Below are 22,012 nucleotides of genomic sequence, written 5' to 3' on the forward strand. Positions count from 1 at the left end.
TCCGCGGCGTCTACCGCGGCCTAAATGCGCATGACCTTCAAATCTCGCCGGGCACGACGCGACCAGCCCTCAACTTCCGCTCCGGTAGACTTGAATGTCGAGGTCGCGAATCTTCTTCCGCAGCGTGTTGCGGTTGAGGCCCAAGAGGTCGGCGGCCCGGATCTGGTTGCCCCTGGTCGCCGCCAGCGCCGCGGTCAGCAGCGGCACCTCGATCTCCTTGAGGATCCGGTGATAGAGGCCAGGCGGCGGCACGCCATTGGGAAAGCCGGAAAAGTGCGATGACAGATAGGCCTCGACGGCGCCGCCGAGATTGTCGACGCCATGGGGAACGCTGCCGCCCGAACTCACGGCGGGCGGCGCCAACTCGCCGTCGATGACCGAACCGGTGATCACGTCCTGCGGATACAGGGCCGCAAGCCGGCGCGCGAGGTTTTCCAGTTCGCGCACATTGCCGGGCCAGCGATGCTGCTTCATGCGCTCCAGCGCCAGCGTATCGAGCTTCTTCGGCGGCAGGCCGTCTTTCTCGGCAAGCGCGAAGAAATGCCGGATCAGGTCGGGCAAATCCTCGATCCGCTCTCGCAACGGCGGCAGCCGCAGCGGCACCACGTTGAGACGGAAGAACAGGTCCTCGCGGAACAACCCCTGCTGGATCAGGATACGCAGATCCTTGTTGCTCGCCGCCACGATACGCACGTCGGTCTTGATCGGGGTGCGGCCGCCGACGGTGGTGTATTCGCCCTGCTGAAGCACGCGCAACAGACGCGTCTGCGCCTCCATCGGCATGTCGCCGATTTCGTCGAGGAACAGCGTTCCTCCCTCGGCCTGCTCGAACCGGCCGGAGGCGCGGGTGTTCGCGCCCGTGAACGCGCCTCGCTCATGGCCGAACAGTTCGGATTCGATGAGATCGCGGGGAATCGCCGCCATGTTGACGGCGACGAACGGACCGTTGCGGCGCTTGCCGTAATCATGCAGCGCGCGCGCCACTAGCTCCTTGCCGGTACCGGACTCACCGGAGATCATCACGGTGAGGTCGGTCTGCATCAGCCGCGCCAGCACCCGGTAGATTTCCTGCATCGCAGGCGACCGCCCGACCAGCGGAATCGAGTCGAACTCGGCCTCGTCGTTGTGGTTGGCCACCCGCTCCTTCGGCTCCGCCAGCGCGCGGCCGACAATGGCAATGAGCTCCTTCAGGTCGAACGGCTTCGGCAGATATTCATACGCCCCGCGTTCCGATGCGCGGATCGCCGTCATGAAGGTGTTCTGCGCACTCATCACGATGACCGGCAGGCTCGGCCGCATCTTCTTGATCCGCGGCAACAGATCGAATGCGTTCTCATCGGGCATCACGACGTCGGTGATGACAAGATCGCCCTCGCCCTGGCTTACCCAGCGCCACAACGTCGCCGCGTTTCCGGTCAACCGCACCTCATAGCCGGCGCGCGAGAGAGCCTGATTCAGGACGGTACGGATGGCCGTATCGTCGTCAGCGACAAGTATGCTACCTGCGGGCATTGTTGGTCCTCATCTGGTGTCTTGAGAGGCATGCGGCGACGTCCCCGAAACGTCATCGCGATTGCTTTGATCGAAATGTTTGGCGGTGTTGAACATCGGCAGCAGCACGCGGAAAATGGTTTTCCGCGGTTGCGACTCGCATTCGATGATGCCGCCATGATCGCCGACGATCTTGGCGACGAGCGCAAGTCCAAGGCCGCTGCCTGTCGCTTTGGTGGTGACGAACGGATCGAACAGGTTCGGCAGCAGGTCCTCGGGCACGCCCGGGCCGTTATCCTTGACGCAGAATTCAAGCGGCAATGACACCCGCGATTTTTTGCCCGGCACTGACAGGCGCACACCCGGTCGAAACGCCGTGGTGAGTTGAATTTCCGCATCGCTGCCGAGATCGGCCACAGCCTCCGCGGCGTTCTTGACCAGGTTGAGGAACACCTGAATCAGCTGATCCTGATTGGCCAATACCGGCGGCAGCGACGGATCATATTCCTCGACGAAGCGGATATTGCGGGCGAAACCGGATTGCGCGAGCCGTTTGACGTGATCGAGCACCGAATGAATATTGACCGGACCGCGCGCCACCGGCCGGTCGTCGCCGAATACTTCCATACGATCGACCAGCGTGACGATGCGGTCCGCCTCATCGCAAATCAGCCGCGTCAGCATCCGGTCTTCCGCCGACGCCGCCTGCTCGAGCAGTTGTGCCGCACCGCGGATGCCGGACAGCGGGTTCTTGATTTCGTGCGCGAGCATCGCCGCAAGCGCGATCACCGAACGGGCAGCGCTTCGATGCGTCAGCTGCCGGTCCATCTTGTCGGCGATGGTGCGTTCCTGCAGCATCACGACGATATGACCGGGCCGTTCGGTGAGCGGTGCGACGTGCAGATCGACCTGACGATCGCCGCCGATCCGCGGCGTACCCAAATCAACCTTGTATTCATTGACCGGTGAGCCGGTGCGGCGCACCTGATCGATCAGCGCCAGCAGAGGGCTGCCGAACGGCACAAGTTCCTTCAGCGACTGCCGCTGCAGAAATTGCGTCGAAATCTCGAAGAATGATTCCGCCGCCATGTTTGCGTCGACGATCTTGCCGTCGGGGGCAACCAGCAGTACCGGATTGGGCAGTGCGTTGAGAATGGCCTCGCCATCTGACGGCACCGACCGGAGATGTTCCGCGGCTAAAGTCATGCAGCAGCGCTCCATGCAAAGTCGTCGAAGGCATCTTGCAGCGCGCGATGCACGCTGGCGGGATCATCCGACGTCAAAATCTTTTGTCGCCAGGTCCTGATCGCGGTTGCCGGCGCCCGGCTGCAGCGGGCCGCAACGTCCAGCGCCCAGCCGAGATGCTTGCGTGCATGGCGAAGGCCGATGCGCAGCCCGTAATGGCTGCAGACCTCGTCGTAGAGCGTACGGATATAGTTGTACTGCTCCGCCAGCGACGGTTCGGATTCGATGGCTCCGGAATCGAGACGACGCCCGATCTGGCCCGGCAACCAGGGCTGACCCTGCGCGCCACGGCCGACCATGACCGCATCGGCGCCCGAGGTTTCGAGCGCGGTCACCGCTTGCTCGAACGAGGTGATATCGCCATTGACGACCAGAGGAATACGGATCGCATCCTTGACCGCGCGCACCGCGCCCCAATCGGCTTCGCCCTTGTAGAACTGACAGCGGGTGCGGCCGTGCACCGTGATCATCTGCACGCCGGCAGCCTCGGCGCGCCGCGCCAACTCGGGCGCGTTGAGCGATCGGTCGTCCCAGCCGAGCCGCATCTTCAGCGTCACCGGGACTTTTACGGCTGAGACCGTCGCCTCGATCAATCGCAAGGCGTGATCGAGATCGCGCATCAATGCCGAACCGGACTGACCGCCGGTCACATGGCGCGCGGGACAACCCATATTGATGTCGATGATATCGGCGCCGGAGCTTTCTGCGATCCGCGCGCCTTCCGCCATCCAATCGGCCTCGCAGCCTGCGAGCTGAACAACATGAGCGCCGACCCCGGTCGCCTCGCATCGCAACCGAGACATCGGACGGCCATTAATCAGATCGCTGCTGGCAGTCATTTCGGAGACCACAAGCCCGGCACCAAGCGCGGCAGCTAGACGTCGGAAGGGAGCATCGGTGATGCCCGACATCGGCGCCAGAAAGACCCGGTTGGCGGGTGTAATATCGCCTACTTTCAACGGCTTATCGCGCGAATTGTCCAGGCCGGCCACGAATCACTCGTTTTTCTGACGGACGCATCATTGCGTCTGAGATGCATTTTGAGCACAAATCTTGTGCAGTCAAGCACCATGCCTACACTTTAGACAGTTCTATCAAATGTGCAAGTGCACTGCAGCAAAAACTGCTTTTCCCACAGATGTCGGAAACGCTCTGTTTTTAAGCTGTCGGCATGATAAGGGCTGTGCGCCAGCGCCACCAACGCAGCCACAGCAACCTCTTACCGTCCTTCATTGAATCCGATGTCCACACCTGACCGCACCGCAGCCATCCTTGTCGCAGCCGGGCGCGGGCTTCGCGCGGGGTCCGGAGGTCCCAAGCAGTATCGAACGATCGGCGGCCAGACCGTGATCTATCGGGCGATGCAGGCGTTCTGCGCGCATCCGCAGGTGTTCGCGGTGCAGCCGGTTTTGAATCCCGATGATGCGGCTATCTTCAATGATGCCGTCAGCGGACTGCGTCACGAGCCACCCACCAGCGGCGGAGCCACGCGCCAGGCGTCAGTTCATGCCGGGCTCGAGGCGTTGGCAAGCCAGAAGCCGGACATCGTTCTGATCCACGACGCCGCGCGGCCTTTCGTCACGGCCGCGGTGATTTCGCGCGCGATCGAAGCGGCCGGCCGTACCGGCGCCGCTGTTCCTGCCATAGCTGTCACCGACACCATCAAGCTGGTTGGTGAAACCGGAAACGTCGAAGCAACGCCGGAGCGCGCGCGGTTGCGAATCGCACAAACGCCGCAGGCGTTCCGGTTCGATGTGATTCTCGATGCCCATCGCCGCGCGGCACGCGATGGGCGCAGCGATTTCACCGATGATGCCGCGCTCGCTGAATGGGCGGGATTGACGGTAGCGACCTTTGAAGGCGATCCTGCCAACATGAAACTTACAACACCGGAAGACTTCGTGCGCGAAGAAGTCCGCCTTGGCGCGATGCTTGGCGATATCAGGACCGGGACTGGCTACGACGTTCACGCCTTTGGCGACGGCGACCACGTGATGGTCTGTGGCGTTCGCGTGCCGCATAACCGCGGCTTTCTGGCGCATTCCGATGGTGACGTCGGGCTTCACGCGCTGGTCGATGCGATTCTCGGCGCGCTGGCGGACGGCGATATCGGTTCGCATTTTCCACCCAGCGACAACAAGTGGAAGGGCGCGGCATCCGACCGCTTCCTGAAATATGCCGTCGACCGTGTCACCGCGCGCGGCGGCCGCATCGCCAATCTCGAAGTCACCTTGATCTGCGAGCGCCCGAAGATCGGACCGTTGCGTGACACCATGCGCGCGCGGATTTCCGAGATCACCGGGCTCGACATCTCACGCGTCGCCGTGAAGGCCACGACCAGCGAACGGCTCGGCTTTACCGGCCGCGAGGAAGGCATCGCCGCGACCGCGAGCGCCACCATTCGCCTCCCATGGGACGGCAAAGGTTGGAGCGATAAAGGCCGGAGCGATTAAGATGAGAGGCAGCGACGCCCGCGCCCTCTCCCGCTCGCTGCTCGATCTGTGCCGGATGCGTAAACTGACGATCGCAACGGCGGAGTCCTGCACCGGCGGCCTGGTTGCGGGCGCATTGACCGATATTCCTGGCTCGTCCGATGTGATCGACCGTGGTTTTGTCACTTACTCCAATGAGGCCAAACGCGCGATGCTCGGCGTCAAGGCAACGACGCTCGCCACGTTCGGCGCGGTCAGCAAGGAAACCGCAACCGCGATGGCCGTCGGCGCCTTGGAGAAAGCCGGCGTCGATCTGGCCGTCTCGATCACCGGCATTGCCGGCCCGGGCGGCGCCACGCCCGGCAAGCCGGTCGGCCTTGTACACTTTGCCGTCGCCACCCGTGACGGCAGGATCTTGCATCGCGAATGCCGTTTTGGTGCGATCGGACGCACCACAGTGCGTCAGCGCTCGGTGGTGGAGGCCTTGCGCATGCTGATGGAATTGGCGCGCGGACCGCAAGCAGCGACGACGCCACGCCGCGAAGCCGCCAGCCGGCACCGTCAGCGCGTGGCACGGTCGCCGCGCCGAACCGCGGTCAAACGGCGCCGTCCGCCGCGGGCGTAGGCGTTTGAGGGGCAAAGCGGAATTGTTGTCCTCGATCTGAAACTTCGCGCGTGAGCGCAGACGTCAGGATTGGTCAGCCGTCGCCTTGATAAAATCGATGAACGCCCGCAGGGGTGCGGGCACGAGGCGCCGTCCGGGGTAGTACAGGAACGGCCCTGGGAAGCGCTGCCACCATGGTTCGAGGACGGGTTCAAGCGCACCGCTATCGAAATACGGGCGCAGCCAGTCCTCGAACAGGGGCACGATACCGGTGCCCGCGATCGCGGCGTCGACGAGGAGATCGGTGGCCCCACCGATCTGCACAATCAGCGGCCCGGTCGCGTCGATTTGTACGACCTCGCCATCGCGCTCGAATTCCCAGGCCATCATCGTCCCGCTCGGGAATCGGCCTCGCAGGCAGCTATGGCCGAGCAGATCGCGCGGGTGCTCTGGCCGGCCGCATCGATCGAGGTAAGCCGACGCGGCGGCGACGGCAAAACGCTGGACGCGCGGCCCGATCGGCACGGCAATCATGTCCTGCTCCAGCCGCTCGCTGTAGCGGATGCCGGCGTCGCAACCGGCGGCGAGCACATCGACGAAATTCTCCTCGGCGACTACCTCCAGGCGAATGTCGGGATAGGCCGCGAGGAATGGCGGAACGATGCGGGGCAGCACGAGCCGGGCCGCAGAGACCGGGACGTTGAGTTTAAGCGTGCCCGCCGGCCTGTCGCGAAAGCCGTTCACCACATCCAGGGCGGCCTCGACCTCCGTCAGTGCCGGCGCAAGCCGCTCCAGCAAGCGCTCGCCCGCTTCGGTCGGGACAACGCTGCGCGTCGTCCGGTTTAGCAACCTGACGCCAAGCTGCGCCTCCAGGCGGCGGACCGCTTCGCTTAAGCCCGACGCGCTCACACCACTGGCGCGGGCGCCATCGCGAAAGCCGCCGGCCCGCATCACCACCACGAAGCCGTTCAGATCGCTCAAGTCGGCCTTCATTGTTCGTTATTCCGTACAGCCTGTACGGATTGTGCCGGATTATCATGCAAGCGGTCAACGTCTAATCATGGGGCGACCTCAAAGGAGACCGCCATGTCCGCTAACCCCTCATGTACTTTTACGCTCGGCAATCGCACCGTGAAGCGGCTCGGTTATGGGGCCATGCAACTCGCGGGACCCGGCGTATTCGGGCCGCCCAAGGATCGCAATGCGGCATTGGCGGTGCTGCGTGAGGCCGTCGCGCGCGGGGTTGATCACATCGACACCAGCGACTTCTACGGCCCACACGTCACCAACCAGATCATCCGCGAAGCGCTGCACCCCTATCCCGACGATCTCGTCATCGTCACCAAGATCAGCGCCCGGCGCGGCGCGGATGGATCGTGGATCCCGGCGATGTCGCCCGCCGAACTTACCCGGGCGGTCCACGACAATCTCCGCAATCTCGGCCTGGATGTCCTCGGCATCGTCAACCTGCGCAGCATGTACGACGTGCATGGTCCTGCCGAGGGGTCGATCGAAGCGCCGCTCATGGTGCTGGCCGAGCTCCAGCGCAAGGGCCTTGTGCGTCACATCGGCCTGAGCAACGTCACGCCGACGCAGATCGCGGAAGGACGCCGGATCTGCGAGATTGTCTGCGTCCAGAACCATTACAATGTGGCACATCGGAGCGACGATGCGCTGATCGACGATCTCGCCCGCGCCGGCATCGCCTACGTGCCGTACTTTCCGCTCGGCGGATTCCAGCCGCTGCAATCCTCCATCCTGTCCGACGTCGCTGCGCGCCTTGGCGCCACGCCCATGCAGGTCGCCCTCGCCTGGCTGCTTCGTCGAGCGCCCAATATCCTGCTGATCCCCGGCACCTCGTCTGTCTCGCACTTACAGGAGAACCTCGCTGCGGCCGAGCTCGATCTGCCGGATGACGTGGCCAAAGAGCTGGACGGTGTGGCGAGCATCGGCTCCGCCTGACCGCTTACAAAGACCGAGCGATCCGATTGCTTCGAACCGGTCCTCACGCCTGGAGTCGGCGCGCGAACTCCTCATGCCCGCCGAACCTGACAGTGGACGGTCTATAAGGCGCTATAATTTCTTTCCGCTCCTCAAACTAAATTTCCTGCATCGGTTCAATGCGATTGGCACGCTCGCCGACGACGGGCGAACGATTTGGCGAGAATGGGAGGCAATACCGATTTGGACCCGATCCGGACTCATCGGCCGGCTGGTAAACCCTCTCGCCCCGCTTATTGCAGAACAGCGTCCACGCATCGCGGGCGCCTTCACGCGAAATTCCTAAAGCGCTTCAACCTGATTTGGGTCGTCTACTCCTCGGACGAAAAATATTCCGCTTCTCAACCAGCGCAAATCAGGCGCTATCCCGCATCGTTTCCTGCCCCCTGGAGGGGCGCTTCGCGATCGTCACGAACGTTGGGCGGGGAATGCGATGGACGCGGAGCGCTGCGAGACGAACGGCGCCTGGCGGACGGCGAAGTCGTGTGGTCCTGGCACCTCGACGCTGGTGTCAAGCTTTCCGCGGGATAATCCTGCGTGAGAGCGACGGTGGCAAGAAAGCCCGATCACCGGGGAGAGTACGAAAGAAGCCGTTAAAACCATCGCGCAGGAAACGCCGGGTGTTCCGGTGAACCTGTGGTGGTTAACTCGTGTGCTTTTTTATTTTGCACGCGAGGCTGCGGGTGCAACGGGCACCCGGCGTTTCCTGCGCCCTCCCTGTTAGAGGACGTGATCCGTGCAACAACTCGGGTGCGAACCGCGCCGCGGGAACGCAAAGTCGCATCCCGCCGTTGTTTGACAATTGAATCTATAACGATGCCGTGCGCCGTCTATGTCGGCGTAGCACCCGGCTTTCCATAGACCACATCGGCACGCTTTTCGAACGCCGCCGAAAATCGCGCGAACGCCGCGTCGAACATCGTGCCCATCAGAAGCGCCAGCATCCGGCTTTTGAATTCGTAAGAGAGGAAAAATCCGACGTCGCAATCGGCGTCGGACTTGGGCTCAAACGTCCAGCGGTTTTCAAGATTGCTGAACGGCCCCTTCAAATATTCGACCAGGATCTTCAGATTGGGACGGTCCAGCGTTACCCGGCTGGTGAAGGATTCCCGCACCAGCTTGAAGGAAACGGTCATGTCTGCGATCACGATCTCGGTGCCGTCAGGCTGCGGCGTGCGCTCGCGTATCTTCAGCGCCTGGCACAGCGGCACGAATTCGGGATAGCGCTCGACGTCAGCCACCAGATCGAACATCTGTGGCGCGGTGTGGCGAACCCGGCGCTTGCTGGAAAATCTCGGCATCAATTAAACGCTCAGCGGGAGATCGCCGCCCGCGCAGCCTTCAGCTTCGCAAAATCATCGCCGGCGTGATGCGACGAGCGGGTCAGCGGGCTCGCCGACACCATCAGGAATCCCTTGGTATAGGCAACCTTCTCATAGCCTGCAAATTCATCCGGCGGCACATACCGCATCACGGCGTGATGCTTGCGGGTCGGCTGCAAATATTGCCCGATGGTGAGAAAATCGACATCCGCGGTGCGCAGATCGTCCATCACCTGCAATACTTCGTGACGCTCCTCGCCAAGCCCGACCATGATGCCGGATTTGGTAAAGATCGTCGGGTCGATTTCCTTGATCCGCTGCAACAGCCGGATTGAATGGAAATAGCGCGCCCCCGGACGCACCGTGAGATAGCGCGATGGCACCGTTTCCAGATTATGGTTGAAGACATCGGGTTTCGCCGCCACCACCACCTCAAGCGCGCCGTCCTTGCGCAGAAAATCCGGCGTGAGGATTTCAATGGTCGTGTCCGGGCAACGTGCGCGAATTGCGCGGATGGTCTGCGCGAAATGTTCAGCGCCGCCGTCGGCGAGGTCGTCACGGTCGACCGATGTGATGACGATATGGGCAAGCCCGAGCTTGGAGGTCGCTTCGGCGATGTGTTCCGGCTCCCGCGCATCGAGCGCTCCGGGCATGCCGGTCTTGACGTTGCAGAAGGCGCAGGCACGGGTGCAGGTGTCGCCCATGATCATGAAGGTGGCGTGCTTCTTGTCCCAGCACTCCCCGATATTCGGGCAGCCCGCTTCTTCGCACACCGTGACGAGGCCATTTTCCTTGACGATGCTGCGGGTGTCGGCATAGCCGCGCGTGTTCGGCGCACGGACCCGGATCCAGTCCGGTTTCGGCGGCGACAAGGCGTCCGGCCGATTCACCTTTTCCGGGTGACGTGGGCGCAACGGCGTGGCTGAGAGGGTATCGACGACGACGACCATATAATGTCCGTAAAACGCGGCGGTTGTTGTTAGGTAGTCCGTACGGCGGATACCTGCAACCCGGCTCGCCGAACCTAGCAGAACGTGCCACAGTTAGGCAGCTTTACCGCCCGCGCCCTGCCGATTCTCACATCAAAATGGTTCGAAATCCCAAGTCGGCCAGTGTGATCCCGCCTCATTTGATCTTGCCTCCGTTGGGCAAGCCGCTGAAGCGCGGGTTTTTTGACCGCAGCGTGCTTGAGGTGGCGCCGGATCTGATCGGCACAACCATGCTCGTGAACGGCGTCGGTGGCATTATTGTCGAGGTCGAGGCTTACCATCACTCGGAGCCGGCGGCGCACTCGTTTCGCGGGCCGACGCCGCGAAACCGGATCATGTTCGGGCCGCCCGGCTTCACCTACGTCTATCGCTCCTACGGCATTCATTGGTGCGTGAATTTTGTTTGTGAAAAGGCAGGTTCCGCGAGCGCCGTGCTGATCCGCGCCTTGCAGCCGACCCACGGCATGGCGGCGATGCGCCGGCGCCGCGGATTGGAGGATGAGAGGTCGCTGTGCTCTGGTCCGGGCAAATTATGCGAGGCGCTCGGTATCACCATCAAGCATAGCGAACTGCCGCTCGACGCCCCGCCATTTGCACTGCATGCGCGCGCCGGCAAGGTTGACGTCGTTGCCGGTATACGGATCGGCCTTACCAAGGCCGTGGATTTGCCGTGGCGTTACGGGCTGAAGGGCTCGAGGTTTGTCAGCAAACCGTTTCCAGCCGACTAGCGCTCCCCGGCAAAACGGTTACCGGTTCGCGTCAAGAAAAAGCGTCAAAAAGGTCAGGTCGCGTTTTTGAGCCGCTCCAGCGCCTCGAGTATTTTTGCCTTTCGCGCAACGGCTGCCTCGCGCTTTTCTTTCTCTTCCTCGACGATCTCCTCGGGCGCGTTGGCAACGAATTTCTCGTTCGACAGCTTGGCATCCACTCGCTTGATGTCGGCGTCGGCCTTTGCGAGTTCCTTGTCCAGCCGTGCCTGCTCGGCCGAGAAATCGATCACGCCTTTCAGCGGCAATGCCGCTACCTCGCCGCGCACCAATAGCTGCATCGCGCCCTGCGGCGCGGAATCGGCGAACGAAATCTCTGATAGCCGCGCCATCCGCTTGACCACATCGTTCCAGCGCTGCGCACGCCCCTTTGTCTCCGCTGACGCGGCGGCGAGCACCAGCGGCATCAGCGTTGCCGGCGCAATATTCATTTCCGCGCGCACCGAGCGGATCGCGGTGACGAGATCGACCACCCAGCCAATCTCGGCTTCGGCAGCGGGATCGCTGAAATCGTCGGCTGCGGGCGCCAGCAGAATCGGCGGAATGAGCGGATCGTTCGGACCGGTGGCCGACATCAAGGCCAGTTGATCCGCGGTCAGTTCGGTCGATTTGCGCGACCATGCCGTCAACACCAGAAGACCGTCACGCTTGGCTGTCACCGCCCAGAGTTCTTCGGTGATGAACGGCATGAACGGATGCAGCAGCTTGAGGATCTCGTCGCGGGCCCATGCGACCATCGCCCTGGTTTCGGACTTGGCGGCGCCGTCCTCTCCCAGCAGCACGGGTTTCGCGAGCTCGAGATACCAGTCACAATAGACGTTCCAGACGAAACGGTAGATCGAACCCGCGGCATCGTTGAAGCGATAGGCTTCGATCGCCTCGGTCACTTCGCGCGTCGCCAGCACGGTCTCATGCGCGATCCAGCGGTTCAGCGTTTCCTTGGCCTGCGTCGCGTCGAAAGCCGAAGGCTGCGCACAGCCATTCATCTCGGCAAAACGGCAGGCATTCCACAGCTTGGTCGCGAAATTGCGATAGCCCTCGACGCGGCTTGCGGCGAGCTTGATGTCGCGGCCCTGAGCCGCCATCGCCGCCAGCGTGAAGCGCAGCGCGTCGGCGCCATAGTCGTCGATCAGATGCAGGGGATCGATGACGTTGCCTTTCGACTTCGACATCTTGGCGCCCTTCTCGTCGCGGACGAGGGCGTGGATGTAAACCGTCGAAAACGGAATGTCCTTCATGAAGTGAAGGCCCATCATCATCATCCGCGCGACCCAGAAGAAAATGATATCAAAGCCGGTGACGAGGACGTCGGTCGGGTAGTAGCGCTCCACGTCTTTTTTGTCGTCAGGCCAGCCCAGCGTCGAGAACGGCCACAGCGCCGACGAGAACCAGGTGTCGAGCACGTCCTCGTCGCGCGTAATAAAACCTTCGCGCTTCGCAGGATCGATCGCCATCTCATGCCCCTGCTCCGGCGTGATGATCTCCTGTTCGACATAATAGCCGAGCGCGTTGCCGACGGCTTCCTCCTCGGTTTCGGCGACGAATACCTTGTCATCCGGCCCGTACCAAGCGGGAATCTGGTGACCCCACCAGAGCTGCCGCGAGATGCACCAGGGCTGGATATTCTCCATCCACTCGAAGTAGGTCTTCTCCCAGTTCTTTGGCACGAATGACGTCGTGCCATTGCGCACGGCCGCGATTGCGGGCTGCGCCAGGGTCTTGGCATCGACGTACCACTGATCGGTCAGATAGGGCTCGATGACGACGCCGGACCGATCGCCATGCGGCACCATATGCGTATTGGGTTCGATCCGCTCCAGGAAACCGAAATCCTCCAGCCGCGCGACAATCTGCTTGCGCGCGGCGAAGCGGTCGACGCCATTCAACTCCTCCGCGAAATGCGATGAGCCCTCCGGCAAGCCGCGCAGATAGTCTTCGTTGTCGACGAGGGCGAGACGGCCTTCCTGATCAAGCACGCTGATCTGCGGCAGATTGTGCCGGCGGCTAACCTCGAAGTCGTTGAAGTCGTGCGCCGGCGTGATCTTCACCGCGCCCGAACCCTTTTCCGGATCGGAATATTCGTCGGCGACAATAGGAATGCGTCGTCCCACCAGCGGCAGGATCACATGCTTGCCGACCAGTTTGCTGTAGCGCTCGTCGTCCGGATGCACCGCGACCGCACTGTCGCCGAGCATCGTTTCGGGCCGCGTGGTAGCGACAACGATGAAGCTCTTCGGGTCGTCCGGATTGAAGGTTTTGCCTTCCAACGGATAGCGCAGATACCACAGGCTGCCCTTGACCTCGACCTGCTGTACCTCGAGGTCGGAAATTGCCGTCAGCAGCTTCGGATCCCAGTTCACCAGCCGCTTGTCTTTGTAGATCAAGCCCTCGCGATGCAGCTCGACGAACACCTTGACGACGGCGCGCGACAGCCCCTCGTCCATGGTGAAGCGTTCACGTGACCAGTCGCAGGACGCGCCAAGCCGCTTCAACTGATTGACGATGACGCCGCCGCTTTCGGCCTTCCATTGCCAGACTCGTTCGAGGAATTTCGCGCGGCCCATGTCGCGCCGGCCCGGTTCCTGCCGCTCCATGAGTTGCCGCTCGACCACCATCTGGGTAGCGATTCCAGCGTGATCGGTGCCGGGCTGCCACAATACATCGCGACCGCGCATCCGCTCGAAGCGGCACAGGATGTCCTGCAAGGTGTTGTTGAGCGCGTGCCCCATGTGCAGCGAGCCCGTCACGTTCGGCGGCGGAATCACGATGGTGAAGGGCCTGGCGTCGCGGCGCTCCGGACGCCCGGCCTTGAACGCCCCGCTCTCCTCCCAGATACGGGACATGCGGTCTTCGATATCGGCGGGGTGGTAATTCTTCTCGATCATGGCAACGCAATCTTGGATGGGACGCTAAGGCGTTTTCGAGCGCAGTAGACACCCGTTCGCGCTGGGAAAACGCGTCAAATTGAAGATTTAAGGGCTCGGTTCTGAATTCAATCAGAACCGATCAAGCCCTAGAAAGCCGCCAGAGCGCGCCGAGTCAACACGACAAGCGAACTCGGCTGCCGGATAAAGCGCGACGCGGTGGCTGAATGAAGGCTGGTATGCCCGGAATTAGCCGAAGGCCCGGCTAGCGGCCGCGTGAAACCCGTTCGATTTCCGCTTTGACGATGCGTTCCACCAAACCCGGCAAATTATCGTCAAGCCAGGATTTCAGCATCGGCCGCAGCATTTCCTTGACCAGGTCCTCCAGCGTCCGCGCGTTGTTGCTCAGCACGGTATTGGCGAGGCTGTTGAAGGCGGATTCGACAGCGGAGACCGTCGAACGCGACAGGATCTGCTGAGGCAGCGGAGACGCCGGGCTTTCAAACGGAGGCGGCTCGAACGCGGGCCGTCGATATGCCGTTTTGGCGGCAGCGGCTTCGGTGAACTCGAGATCATCTTCCGGTTCGACCTTCTGGAACGAGGGTTGCGGCGTGGCCGGCAGCGCCATCTCGTCGGTCAATTCGAAGACTTCGCTCTCGGGCTGGGATGGCCGTATCTCTGCTTCAGATGTCGCCTCATCCAGGCCGGCCAGCATGGCGTCGATGTCGTCCTGGCTGTTGGTCGCGGCCGGCGCCGGTGCCGGCGTAGGCTTGGCGGGAGGCGGTGGTGGCGCGACAGAAGCGACTTTCGCGGCAGCCGCTTTCGCCGCGGGAATGTTCGACGGTGGGATGTCGTTCATCACCGGCGGCTTCGCTGCCGGCACCGCTGCAACGGGCTTCTCCGGCTTGGCCGGAATTGGCGCTGGGCTGGCAGCTTTTTCGGCGACCGGTGGCTTTGCTTCATCATCGGCGATGATGCGCCGGATCGACGCCAGAATCTCCTCCATCGAGGGCTCTTGGACCTTTGCAGGTTGCGTCATCTCCGACTCCACATCATCAACGCCTTCGCATGCGTTTTACCACCAAGCACGACAGGATTTGCCTGTTCCGGAAATGCAGGCCGGACTTTTCATTGCACAAGCCTGACTTGTCCCCAGATCAAGCGCCGCCCGAGATATCGCGCGCAGCGTTGCCCCTGCTCAGGGCATCCATGCGGCGCGAACCAAGGATGTCAGATGCGGCGCGAATCGCCCTGCTGCCTCCGAGAACGGTACGTCAGGGCAACAAAAGATTGCAAGCAACACACCCCTCGCGCGATTCGAAAAAGCATGCGCGAGGGCCAGGGCACGGTCCCGATCGAAGGGCCGTTAGCGCAACGTGGAAACCGGTTTTCGGAAACGGCGATACCCAAGTGAAAGATAAAGCGACAAGTCTGATTCTGCTTAGCTGAACCGGGCGCCGGACTCGGCTGTGAAGGGTTTGCGGAAAGCAGAACGCGATCAGCAAAAGTGGAATCCACTTTTGCTGATCGCGTTCTATCCGTACCGGTCTTTGTCGCAAACGATGAAGGTCAGGCCCTCAACGGCCGTCAGGCGTCCGAACACCGAACCAGCTGTCGCGCACCTGCTGGTAATGCACGCTCGGATCGTAGACGTTGGTCGATAGCTTGAGCACCTGGGGCGACAGACGCCCTATCGAGTTCAAGACCGCATACGACGCGACGACACGATCATGTTGCGCGGTAACCAGCGCAACACGGGCGTTGACCAGCGCCTGCTGGGCGTTGAGCACGTCCAGTGTGGTTCGCTGCCCGGCCTTGGCTTCTTCGCGCACGCCATTGAGCGCGATCTCGGACGCCGTCACCTGCGATTGAGCCGAGGCCACCTGCGCCTTGCCGGCGACCAACTGCCCCCAGGCCGTAACCGTGTTGGCGCGCGTCGCATCGCGGGTCAGTTCAAGATTGAGACGCTGCTGCGACAGATTTTCCTTGGACTGACGGATCAACGAGTATTCGGCGCCGCCTTGATAGACCGGGATCGAAAGCTGCGCGATCGCCGAGGCCCCTAACGACTGGTAGGTTGTCAAGGTCTGTTCATAGGATTGCTGAACCGCGGCTTGTACCGTGACCGTGGGCAGCAGCGCGCCTTCGTTGATCTTAACCTGGAGATAGTTGACATCAATGCCGAACATTGCGGCCGTGACGTTCGGATTTTCTATCAGACTGAGCTCGACCGCGGCCGGCAGCGCCGCCGGCAAGAAGCGATCGACCGGGGAGCCCGGCGCCAGCGCCACCGGCTCGTTGCCGATGATGCGACGGAAATTCGCACGCGTCGTGACCAGATTCGCTTCCGCGGTGAGTTGCTGGGTCTGGCCGGCGGCAAGCTGCGCTTCCGCCTGCGCGACGTCGGTGCGCGTCACCTCGCCCACGTTGAACCGGTCCTGCGTCTGTTTCAGCGTCTGTTCGAGCACGCGCGTGTTGCTGCGCTGAACCTCGACAATCGCGGCGTCACGCAGATAGTCCATATAGATCGTGGCGGCCGAGAGCAGAACCGACTGTTCAAGTACCCGCAGGCCTTCGCGCGCACCCGAAACCTGACTCTCTGCCGCGCGGGTCTTGTTGGCGGTCTGATTGCCGTTGAACAGTGTCTGCGTGACCGTGAGGCCGGCGCTGCGCGGTGGGTTGGTCCCAACAAATTGGCTTCTGACAAGGTCAGTAGGCGAACCGCCCTGGGTGGTGGTTGTATTGGTGTATTGATAGCCGGCGCTGGCGGTGATCGCGACTTTGGGCCGATAGCCGGAAAGCGCTTGCGGCACGTTTTCGTCAGTGGATCTGACCGAAGCACGCTGCGCGTTGAGCTGGGGGTTGTTCTGATAGGCGCGCACCAGCGCTGCCTCGATCGTGTCGGCGAGAACGGGCGCTGGCCCCATCCACGCTAACAGGAGGACCGCAGCGGCCGCCCCGGTAACAACCTTCACACCACCCATTCCCGGTAATCCATTCATTTTTCTTCGCCGGTTCACGCACATGAACCGGTGTCACCCATCGTGAGTCTCCAACATATTCCGAGCGCAGGCCATACGGAACCACCCGGCCGCTAAACCCAGTGGAAACTCTTCACATGGGGCAATCCGGCCACACTTCTGATTCAAAACGGGATTTTAACAGGCGTCTGGTGTCTGATTCGCTAAAAAACGAAGGTCGGGAGTCGTTCCAGGCCAGGTAAAATCGGCGCGACGGCATCAAACAGCGCCCGGTGCCCGAAATCGTCGTGAGAATGGGTCACGATCGCAGCCCGCGGCGGCTGCATTGTGGCGAAGACGCCGACCAGCCGGGCGCCTTCCCGAAGCTGGCGGAAGAGCACCTCGGGCAAGATTTCAGTCGCGCCGTTGAGAACGATCACGTCATAGGGAGCTTCCGCGGGGGCCCCGTCGGCTGCGGCCGCAGTCTCAACCGTTACATGACCTAGTCCGAGATCGGCCAGGATGGTCTTGGCCTTCCCGGCCAAGTCAGGGTCGCTCTCGGTTGCGGTCACCTGCCCCACCAGCTTTGCGACCAGGGCCGCCGTGTATCCGGTTGCGCAACCGACCACCAGGATCTTGTCGGTATCCTTGATTTCGGCCGCCTGCAGCATGCGCGCGGTTACCGCAGGCTTGATCAGGAAGCGCTTGGCGGAGGCTCCTTCACTGACATCGAGATCGAGGTCCAGATAAGCCAGCGCGCGCTGATTCTGGGGAACAAAGGCCTCGCGCGGCACTTCGAGCATCGCATCGATGATCCTGATATCGGTGACGTCGCTGGGACGTACCTGACAATCGACCATATTCTGGCGAGCGGTCGAAAAACCGGACATTGACGGACCCCAAAGTCGAGCGGACGTTGCCGCGGGAGAAGCTCAAGACGGGGGCATCTTTGGTACAAGGTGCGTCAAAACGCAACATGGCGATTGTGCGCGCGGCGTTGGCGCAGCGCCACTTGCTTCGTGAGAACTTTGCGGTCGATCGCGCGCTATTCGATCGTAACGGCAAGCCGTCCGATCAGCATCGCCAGTTCATCCAGATGATCGGAATCGCGTTTGTCGAGCGCTTGAGCCAGCCGCAACAGGCATTCGTCATCGGTCATCGCCGGGATGTCACAAGGAATGATCGACGGCACGGCCCTCATAACATCGGTTAGCGTATCCTGCATCTCGCCACCTCCTGCGAATCCGGCGTGACGAAGCCTCATGGGCGAATACGTCGATTTGGGGGTCGATTGGCGGCGGAACGGGCCGACGATCGGAGGCTTGGCCCGGGAGCGGGAGCCACACCGCAACAACCCATTTCACCCTTTGCAAGCCCGAGTGGCTTTGTTATAGGCTGCCGGTCGCGAGACGATGGTTTCGCCTGTTCCTCGGTAGCTCAGTGGTAGAGCATTCGACTGTTAATCGAATGGTCGCTGGTTCGAATCCAGCCCGGGGAGCCAAATCAAATCAAGTACTTAACCCAAAATCCTCAATCTTATAAAAGTCGCCGCGTCGGCACTGTGTGAGCAAATCGATTGCCACGGTCTCGCCAGGCCTATGACCCTGGTTCCGATAGCGGGAACAAAGTTCCCAGATCCGAATTGAAATGGCGGTTCCAATTGCGTGGAGCTCCAAGCAATGAGCGATCAAGAACTGGCCGTTCAAGCTCTCAGTGAAGCCCAGCAAATTCTTGAAGAATATCTAGAGCCAACACATCACGACAATGAGAGGCTACTCGACAGGTTGGTCGAGGTGCTTGAACGGCCCTCAGTCATCGTCGCCGTCGATCGTTTGAGACGTGGCGCGGGTCAATAAGCTTCGCGCACGGCGCCTGAGTATGCCTGTACGACTCTAGTAAGGCCGCTGGTGTGCCCTGCCGACGCGGGCTGTCGAGTGCAGGGTTTGATCGCCGCCGCCGCGCGGCTCGCACCGCTTGGATATTGCCGATTTTTAATCGGCTGTGCGAGCGAAACCATTTTCCAGCCCCGAAGAAGCCGGCTTGAAACCCGGATCTCCCATTAGACGTAACGATAGTAAAGGTGCGTCAAAATGATTGAAGTGGTCGCGATAGTTCTAGGTGTGTTTTGTGCCGCTATCTTTGTAGCTCACGCTGTCGATGCTTATCTTCCGCTCTAAGGGCTGGCGGCCAATAGCCTCTCTATGACTCTACGGAGTCCGCTGGTGAGGGTTTGGTTTCCGGGCTGTTAGATCCCGGCTCTCGCATGGGCGAGTCCGCACCAGCCGGCGGACTGAAGCCATCCCAGGCCATCGGACAGAAGTAACGCCCTTGAACCGTAGTCGCCCCGTCGCCGACCCATCCAAACGGGTCGCGTATTCGTTTCAAACTGCGTGATCCGGGGCCCGGCCGGCGACCATATGACCACCAGCGGCCGGCCGGGTTCTCGGGCGCGCGCAGATCGCGCCTTGAAACCAACCGCGCCGTAGCCAAGTCATCCAGCGGGTCGCATAGGCGCCCCCGTTGCCTCGCGATCCGGCCCGGTCGGTGCACCCCACAAGCACGAAGCCGGCCGGGCTCATGGAGCTTTCCCCATGACAGAATACGAAGGATATCGGATTGAGCCGTTCCAGCCCGAGCCCGGCCGTTGGCGCGCACGGATCACCCGCCTTGATGGAAAAGAATTAAAGACAGCCGTTCCGCCGGCAGCGCAAGCGTTCCTCGATACCATGGATACGGTGTCGTACGGACATGCGGTGGAGCTCGCGAAGCAAGCGATCGACGGCGGCGGGATAGACTGAAACGAAGAGCGCGGACCTAAGCCCGCGCCCTTGTTCTCATGCTGCGGTTGTGCACAGCTTATCCACAGGACGGCAGAAACGGATCAAGATCGCATCGTGAACCTGCGCTTGATCCGCGCGGCATGAGCCGCCAGCCGCTGCCGGTTGCGCTTCCTTGTCGATCGGTGCCGGCGCTTCATCGCGGCGTCCCGCTCTTGAATATCCGCCCCGTCCCCTCGAGCAGCCATCCGAGATTTACACCGTGCGCTTCAGTGAAACGGGCGATCTCCTGGTGCTTGAGCTTCAGGACCGGTTTGATCTCTTCGTCAGAAAGATCGCGCGACGCCGCTATCTCCCTGATGCGCTGCCTCATCGCCTCCTTGAATTCGCGGTTTCTCGCCATCCCTTTGCTGTTGGACCGGCGCGTCGGATGCGCGGCCAGAAATGCCAAGTCGCCGGCGATTGCGCGTTCGATCCGCCCTGGTTTCACGTCGGTGTAAACGTGTTCGCCCCTGGCTAGCGCCGCTTGCTTCCATTTGACCGAGTTCACATCCGGCGCGGGAGTGAGAAGCTGCCTGACGAGTGCTGCGCGCCACTTTCCGACCATTGGCATGCGGTCGTCTGGATTGACCGCGGGGTGGAAAGCTGGCGAACAATGCGCCTATGCCGTCGACGCTTGCGTGAAGCCACGATCGCCAAGAATTCCAAGGGATCCAGTTTTCAGGGGTCAGAGACCGCCGGGGACATAGACAAAGACGCCCACGATCGGCAGCGGGCCGGATCAGTTCCAGGCCCAACCAGTGGGGTGATTTGCACGCCGGTGCGGGCTGCGCTTTGATGTCGCTAAAAAAAACCGAGGGAAAAATGAAAGTCATTCCGTTGCTCGTTTTTCTTTTCGTGCTCTCCGGGGGTGCGATTGCCGCGCCTGTGACGGATAAACCGGGGGCTTGGTGGGGGCACAGTTCGAACCACCATCAAGGAAGGGCTGTTCGACCTCACACCGGACGGCGTAACCTCTCCACCCATCCTGAACGTCGACGTAGAGTTCTGAAATATTGACGCGCGCCCCGCAGGACTATTCGCCTGATGAAATGCACCGTTTGCGAAGACGGCGGCTGGGTCTGCGGTGGCGACGCTGCACCCTGGTGCAATCAACCGGCCGGCGATGAACCTCCGCGGGTGCGGGAAGGCTTCAAGACCGAGTTCGACAAGAAGGGCTGGGGCCATTAGCGATCGAGACGCTGATGCTCGTCGCGGATCTCGGCGGCCCGACGATGTTCGCGCGCATCGGCGTCATGCGAGCGCTCAACCGATACGTCGAGCGCGTGGTCAATCCGTCGCGCAAGGATCGTCATTGGGGAAAGCGGAAGCTCAAGCGCGATGAGTAACCTTGATTGGTTAGGTTAAGCCGCGAGTTTCGTTGCGCCGAGGTGCGGACAACCTACGATCATATCGCCGGACATTGCCGTTCGTCTGGGACCAGCGTGGCAAAGCCGTCAGGCGATTATATTCCGCTTGGCGGCTTTGTTTTGCAGTCTGGCGTCCATCGCAAAGCGGCCTTGGGTGAGTCAATTTGACTCAGGGGTAGCGCGGCGCCGCAGCATGGCTGAAGGATTCACATCACCTTTGTTCTGACGAATAGTCCGCCGCTGTGGGAGCCAAATCAAATCAAGTACTTAGCGGCTTTTATTGTAGGCGCCCCTGGGGCGCCTTTTTCGTTGGGGCCTCACATCAGCGGCCACATCAAAAAAGCAGGACGGCGTATACACAAGACGGCGTATACAATGAGCAATCGCTCTGCTCACCCATGTGGTCGAGATCGGTCTGAAGGCCCAGAAATAAGGAAAGCGCGGCTTTGCAACTGAACCGGACGAAGTCAAAGTCATGACGCCGTCCGCGCCCGCACGGAAGGCGAAGAAATGATCAGTTTGCGACTCGCTCTTCCTGCGGTTCTAGTCGCTGCTGCCTTGGCAGGTTGCTTCACCTACTTCGTAAGCCCGTCACCGCGAGTCGAAGCCGAAAAGCCATTGCCGCCGACCATGTCCGATTTGACGAGTCCTGCCCCGGTGGGACCTACGAATATTGATCAGGGTCCAAGTACGGAAGCACAAGCAGCCGCAGCCTACCAGCGGGCCGCCGAGGCGATTCTAAAGCGAGCGCCGGATGCCCGGGCGTCCACCAGCACCGATGAGGGACCGATCACCGGGCATATCCCGTTGCCAAGAAGGCGCCCGATCCCGCGCTAGACGAATGCCGCCGGTGTATGCTCGTTCTTATGCAGGAAGACGCCAGGCAGCGTTCACGGGCCTCGGCATTTCGGGCCCGGAGCGACCGGCCGCGAAACCATATTGCAGGGCTGATGAAACGGTCGTGAAACAAACACCGGCTATCACACATCTGGTAGAGTAAACCAGGGTGCGTCAAAATGATTGAAGCCGTCACAGCAATTCTAGGTCTGTTCAGCGCTGGTCTTTTTGTAGCTCACGCGGTTGACGCTTATCGCGCGCTATAGTGCGCACACGCGGCGAAGGCCAATATCCAGCGGCTCCAACTCGCAGCCCCG

General features: G+C 61.6%; 20 protein-coding genes and 1 tRNA gene. 9 read left to right on the forward strand and 12 right to left on the reverse strand.

Annotated elements, in window-relative coordinates:
* Positions 1–69: 69 nt before the first annotated feature.
* Genes ntrC through dusB form a run of 3 tightly spaced genes read right to left on the reverse strand, consistent with a single transcriptional unit; the run spans position 70 to position 3,695 of the window.
* Positions 70–1,512: a nitrogen regulation protein NR(I) gene (ntrC, locus tag BLV09_RS06920; protein ID WP_100381755.1), complete on the reverse strand. Its 1,443-nt coding sequence runs from the start codon at positions 1,510–1,512 to the stop codon at positions 70–72.
* A gap of 9 nt (positions 1,513–1,521) precedes the next feature.
* Entirely contained in the window at positions 1,522–2,697 is a 1,176-nt protein-coding gene (locus tag BLV09_RS06925) for a two-component system sensor histidine kinase NtrB (protein WP_146686750.1), read from the reverse strand.
* Positions 2,694–3,695, reverse strand: coding sequence for a tRNA dihydrouridine synthase DusB (gene dusB, locus BLV09_RS06930; RefSeq protein WP_100386864.1), 1,002 nt, complete (start codon positions 3,693–3,695; stop codon positions 2,694–2,696). The genes BLV09_RS06925 and dusB overlap by 4 nt, the downstream gene beginning before the upstream one ends.
* 282 nt (positions 3,696–3,977) lie before the next feature.
* Here dusB and BLV09_RS06935 point away from each other — a divergent pair, with 282 nt between their 5' ends.
* Positions 3,978–5,189: a bifunctional 2-C-methyl-D-erythritol 4-phosphate cytidylyltransferase/2-C-methyl-D-erythritol 2,4-cyclodiphosphate synthase gene (locus BLV09_RS06935; RefSeq protein ID WP_146686751.1), complete on the forward strand. Its 1,212-nt coding sequence runs from the start codon at positions 3,978–3,980 to the stop codon at positions 5,187–5,189.
* Position 5,190: 1 nt separating this feature from the next.
* Positions 5,191–5,793 carry a CinA family protein gene (locus BLV09_RS06940; RefSeq protein ID WP_146686752.1) on the forward strand — a complete coding sequence of 201 codons (603 nt, stop codon included), beginning with the start codon at positions 5,191–5,193 and terminating at the stop codon, positions 5,791–5,793.
* A 63-nt stretch (positions 5,794–5,856) separates the two neighbouring features.
* On the opposite strand, the gene BLV09_RS06945 is transcribed toward BLV09_RS06940, so the two are convergent.
* Positions 5,857–6,765: a LysR family transcriptional regulator gene (locus tag BLV09_RS06945; protein WP_146686753.1), complete on the reverse strand. Its 909-nt coding sequence runs from the start codon at positions 6,763–6,765 to the stop codon at positions 5,857–5,859.
* Between the two features lie 93 nt (positions 6,766–6,858).
* On the opposite strand from BLV09_RS06945, the gene BLV09_RS06950 reads away from it, so the two are divergent.
* Positions 6,859–7,734 carry an aldo/keto reductase family oxidoreductase gene (locus BLV09_RS06950; RefSeq protein WP_146686754.1) on the forward strand — a complete coding sequence of 292 codons (876 nt, stop codon included), beginning with the start codon at positions 6,859–6,861 and terminating at the stop codon, positions 7,732–7,734.
* Between the two features lie 869 nt (positions 7,735–8,603).
* Here BLV09_RS06950 and BLV09_RS06955 read toward each other — a convergent pair.
* Positions 8,604–9,074 carry a type II toxin-antitoxin system RatA family toxin gene (locus BLV09_RS06955; protein ID WP_100381750.1) on the reverse strand — a complete coding sequence of 157 codons (471 nt, stop codon included), beginning with the start codon at positions 9,072–9,074 and terminating at the stop codon, positions 8,604–8,606.
* A gap of 11 nt (positions 9,075–9,085) precedes the next feature.
* On the reverse strand, positions 9,086–10,045 hold the full coding sequence (lipA, locus tag BLV09_RS06960; RefSeq protein WP_100381749.1) for a lipoyl synthase: 960 nt from the start codon (positions 10,043–10,045) through the stop codon (positions 9,086–9,088).
* 137 nt (positions 10,046–10,182) lie between these two features.
* On the opposite strand from lipA, the gene BLV09_RS06965 reads away from it, so the two are divergent.
* Positions 10,183–10,812, forward strand: coding sequence for a DNA-3-methyladenine glycosylase (locus BLV09_RS06965; protein WP_146686755.1), 630 nt, complete (start codon positions 10,183–10,185; stop codon positions 10,810–10,812).
* A 53-nt stretch (positions 10,813–10,865) separates the two neighbouring features.
* Here BLV09_RS06965 and BLV09_RS06970 read toward each other — a convergent pair whose 3' ends face one another.
* From BLV09_RS06970 to BLV09_RS06990, 5 genes are all read right to left on the reverse strand, one after another.
* Complete coding sequence (locus tag BLV09_RS06970) at positions 10,866–13,733, reverse strand: valine--tRNA ligase (RefSeq protein WP_146686756.1); 2,868 nt, start codon at positions 13,731–13,733, stop codon at positions 10,866–10,868.
* A gap of 244 nt (positions 13,734–13,977) precedes the next feature.
* Positions 13,978–14,751: a PopZ family protein gene (locus tag BLV09_RS06975; protein WP_146686757.1), complete on the reverse strand. Its 774-nt coding sequence runs from the start codon at positions 14,749–14,751 to the stop codon at positions 13,978–13,980.
* A gap of 538 nt (positions 14,752–15,289) precedes the next feature.
* A complete protein-coding gene (locus BLV09_RS06980) occupies positions 15,290–16,696 on the reverse strand; it encodes a TolC family outer membrane protein (RefSeq protein ID WP_100381745.1) in 1,407 nt (468 codons plus the stop codon).
* A gap of 200 nt (positions 16,697–16,896) precedes the next feature.
* On the reverse strand, positions 16,897–17,562 hold the full coding sequence (locus tag BLV09_RS06985; protein WP_146686758.1) for a protein-L-isoaspartate O-methyltransferase family protein: 666 nt from the start codon (positions 17,560–17,562) through the stop codon (positions 16,897–16,899).
* A gap of 155 nt (positions 17,563–17,717) precedes the next feature.
* Positions 17,718–17,897 (reverse strand): hypothetical protein, encoded by a 180-nt coding sequence (locus BLV09_RS06990; RefSeq protein WP_146686759.1) that lies wholly within the window; start codon positions 17,895–17,897, stop codon positions 17,718–17,720.
* 201 nt (positions 17,898–18,098) lie between these two features.
* Here BLV09_RS06990 and BLV09_RS06995 point away from each other — a divergent pair.
* The 3 genes from BLV09_RS06995 to BLV09_RS07000 all read left to right on the forward strand — a co-directional run bounded on the left by BLV09_RS06995 (position 18,099) and on the right by BLV09_RS07000 (position 19,470).
* Positions 18,099–18,173 (forward strand) — tRNA-Asn (locus BLV09_RS06995).
* Positions 18,174–18,351: 178 nt separating this feature from the next.
* Entirely contained in the window at positions 18,352–18,528 is a 177-nt protein-coding gene (locus BLV09_RS37035) for a hypothetical protein (protein WP_167558642.1), read from the forward strand.
* 735 nt (positions 18,529–19,263) lie between these two features.
* Positions 19,264–19,470 (forward strand): hypothetical protein, encoded by a 207-nt coding sequence (locus tag BLV09_RS07000; RefSeq protein ID WP_146686760.1) that lies wholly within the window; start codon positions 19,264–19,266, stop codon positions 19,468–19,470.
* A 175-nt stretch (positions 19,471–19,645) separates the two neighbouring features.
* Here the strand turns inward: BLV09_RS07000 and BLV09_RS07005 are convergent, their stop codons facing one another.
* Positions 19,646–19,999, reverse strand: coding sequence for a hypothetical protein (locus BLV09_RS07005; protein ID WP_146686761.1), 354 nt, complete (start codon positions 19,997–19,999; stop codon positions 19,646–19,648).
* Positions 20,000–20,535: 536 nt separating this feature from the next.
* Between BLV09_RS07005 and BLV09_RS37040 the strand changes: the two genes are divergently transcribed.
* Together BLV09_RS37040 and BLV09_RS37045 are read left to right on the forward strand one after the other, a co-directional pair.
* The gene (locus tag BLV09_RS37040; protein WP_167558643.1) at positions 20,536–20,679 is read left to right on the forward strand and encodes a hypothetical protein; all 144 of its coding nucleotides are present in this window, start codon (positions 20,536–20,538) and stop codon (positions 20,677–20,679) included.
* A gap of 14 nt (positions 20,680–20,693) precedes the next feature.
* Positions 20,694–20,837 carry a hypothetical protein gene (locus BLV09_RS37045; RefSeq protein WP_167558644.1) on the forward strand — a complete coding sequence of 48 codons (144 nt, stop codon included), beginning with the start codon at positions 20,694–20,696 and terminating at the stop codon, positions 20,835–20,837.
* Positions 20,838–22,012: the final 1,175 nt, after the last annotated feature.

This window comes from Bradyrhizobium canariense (assembly GCF_900105125.1).
GTDB lineage: Bacteria > Pseudomonadota > Alphaproteobacteria > Rhizobiales > Xanthobacteraceae > Bradyrhizobium > Bradyrhizobium canariense_A.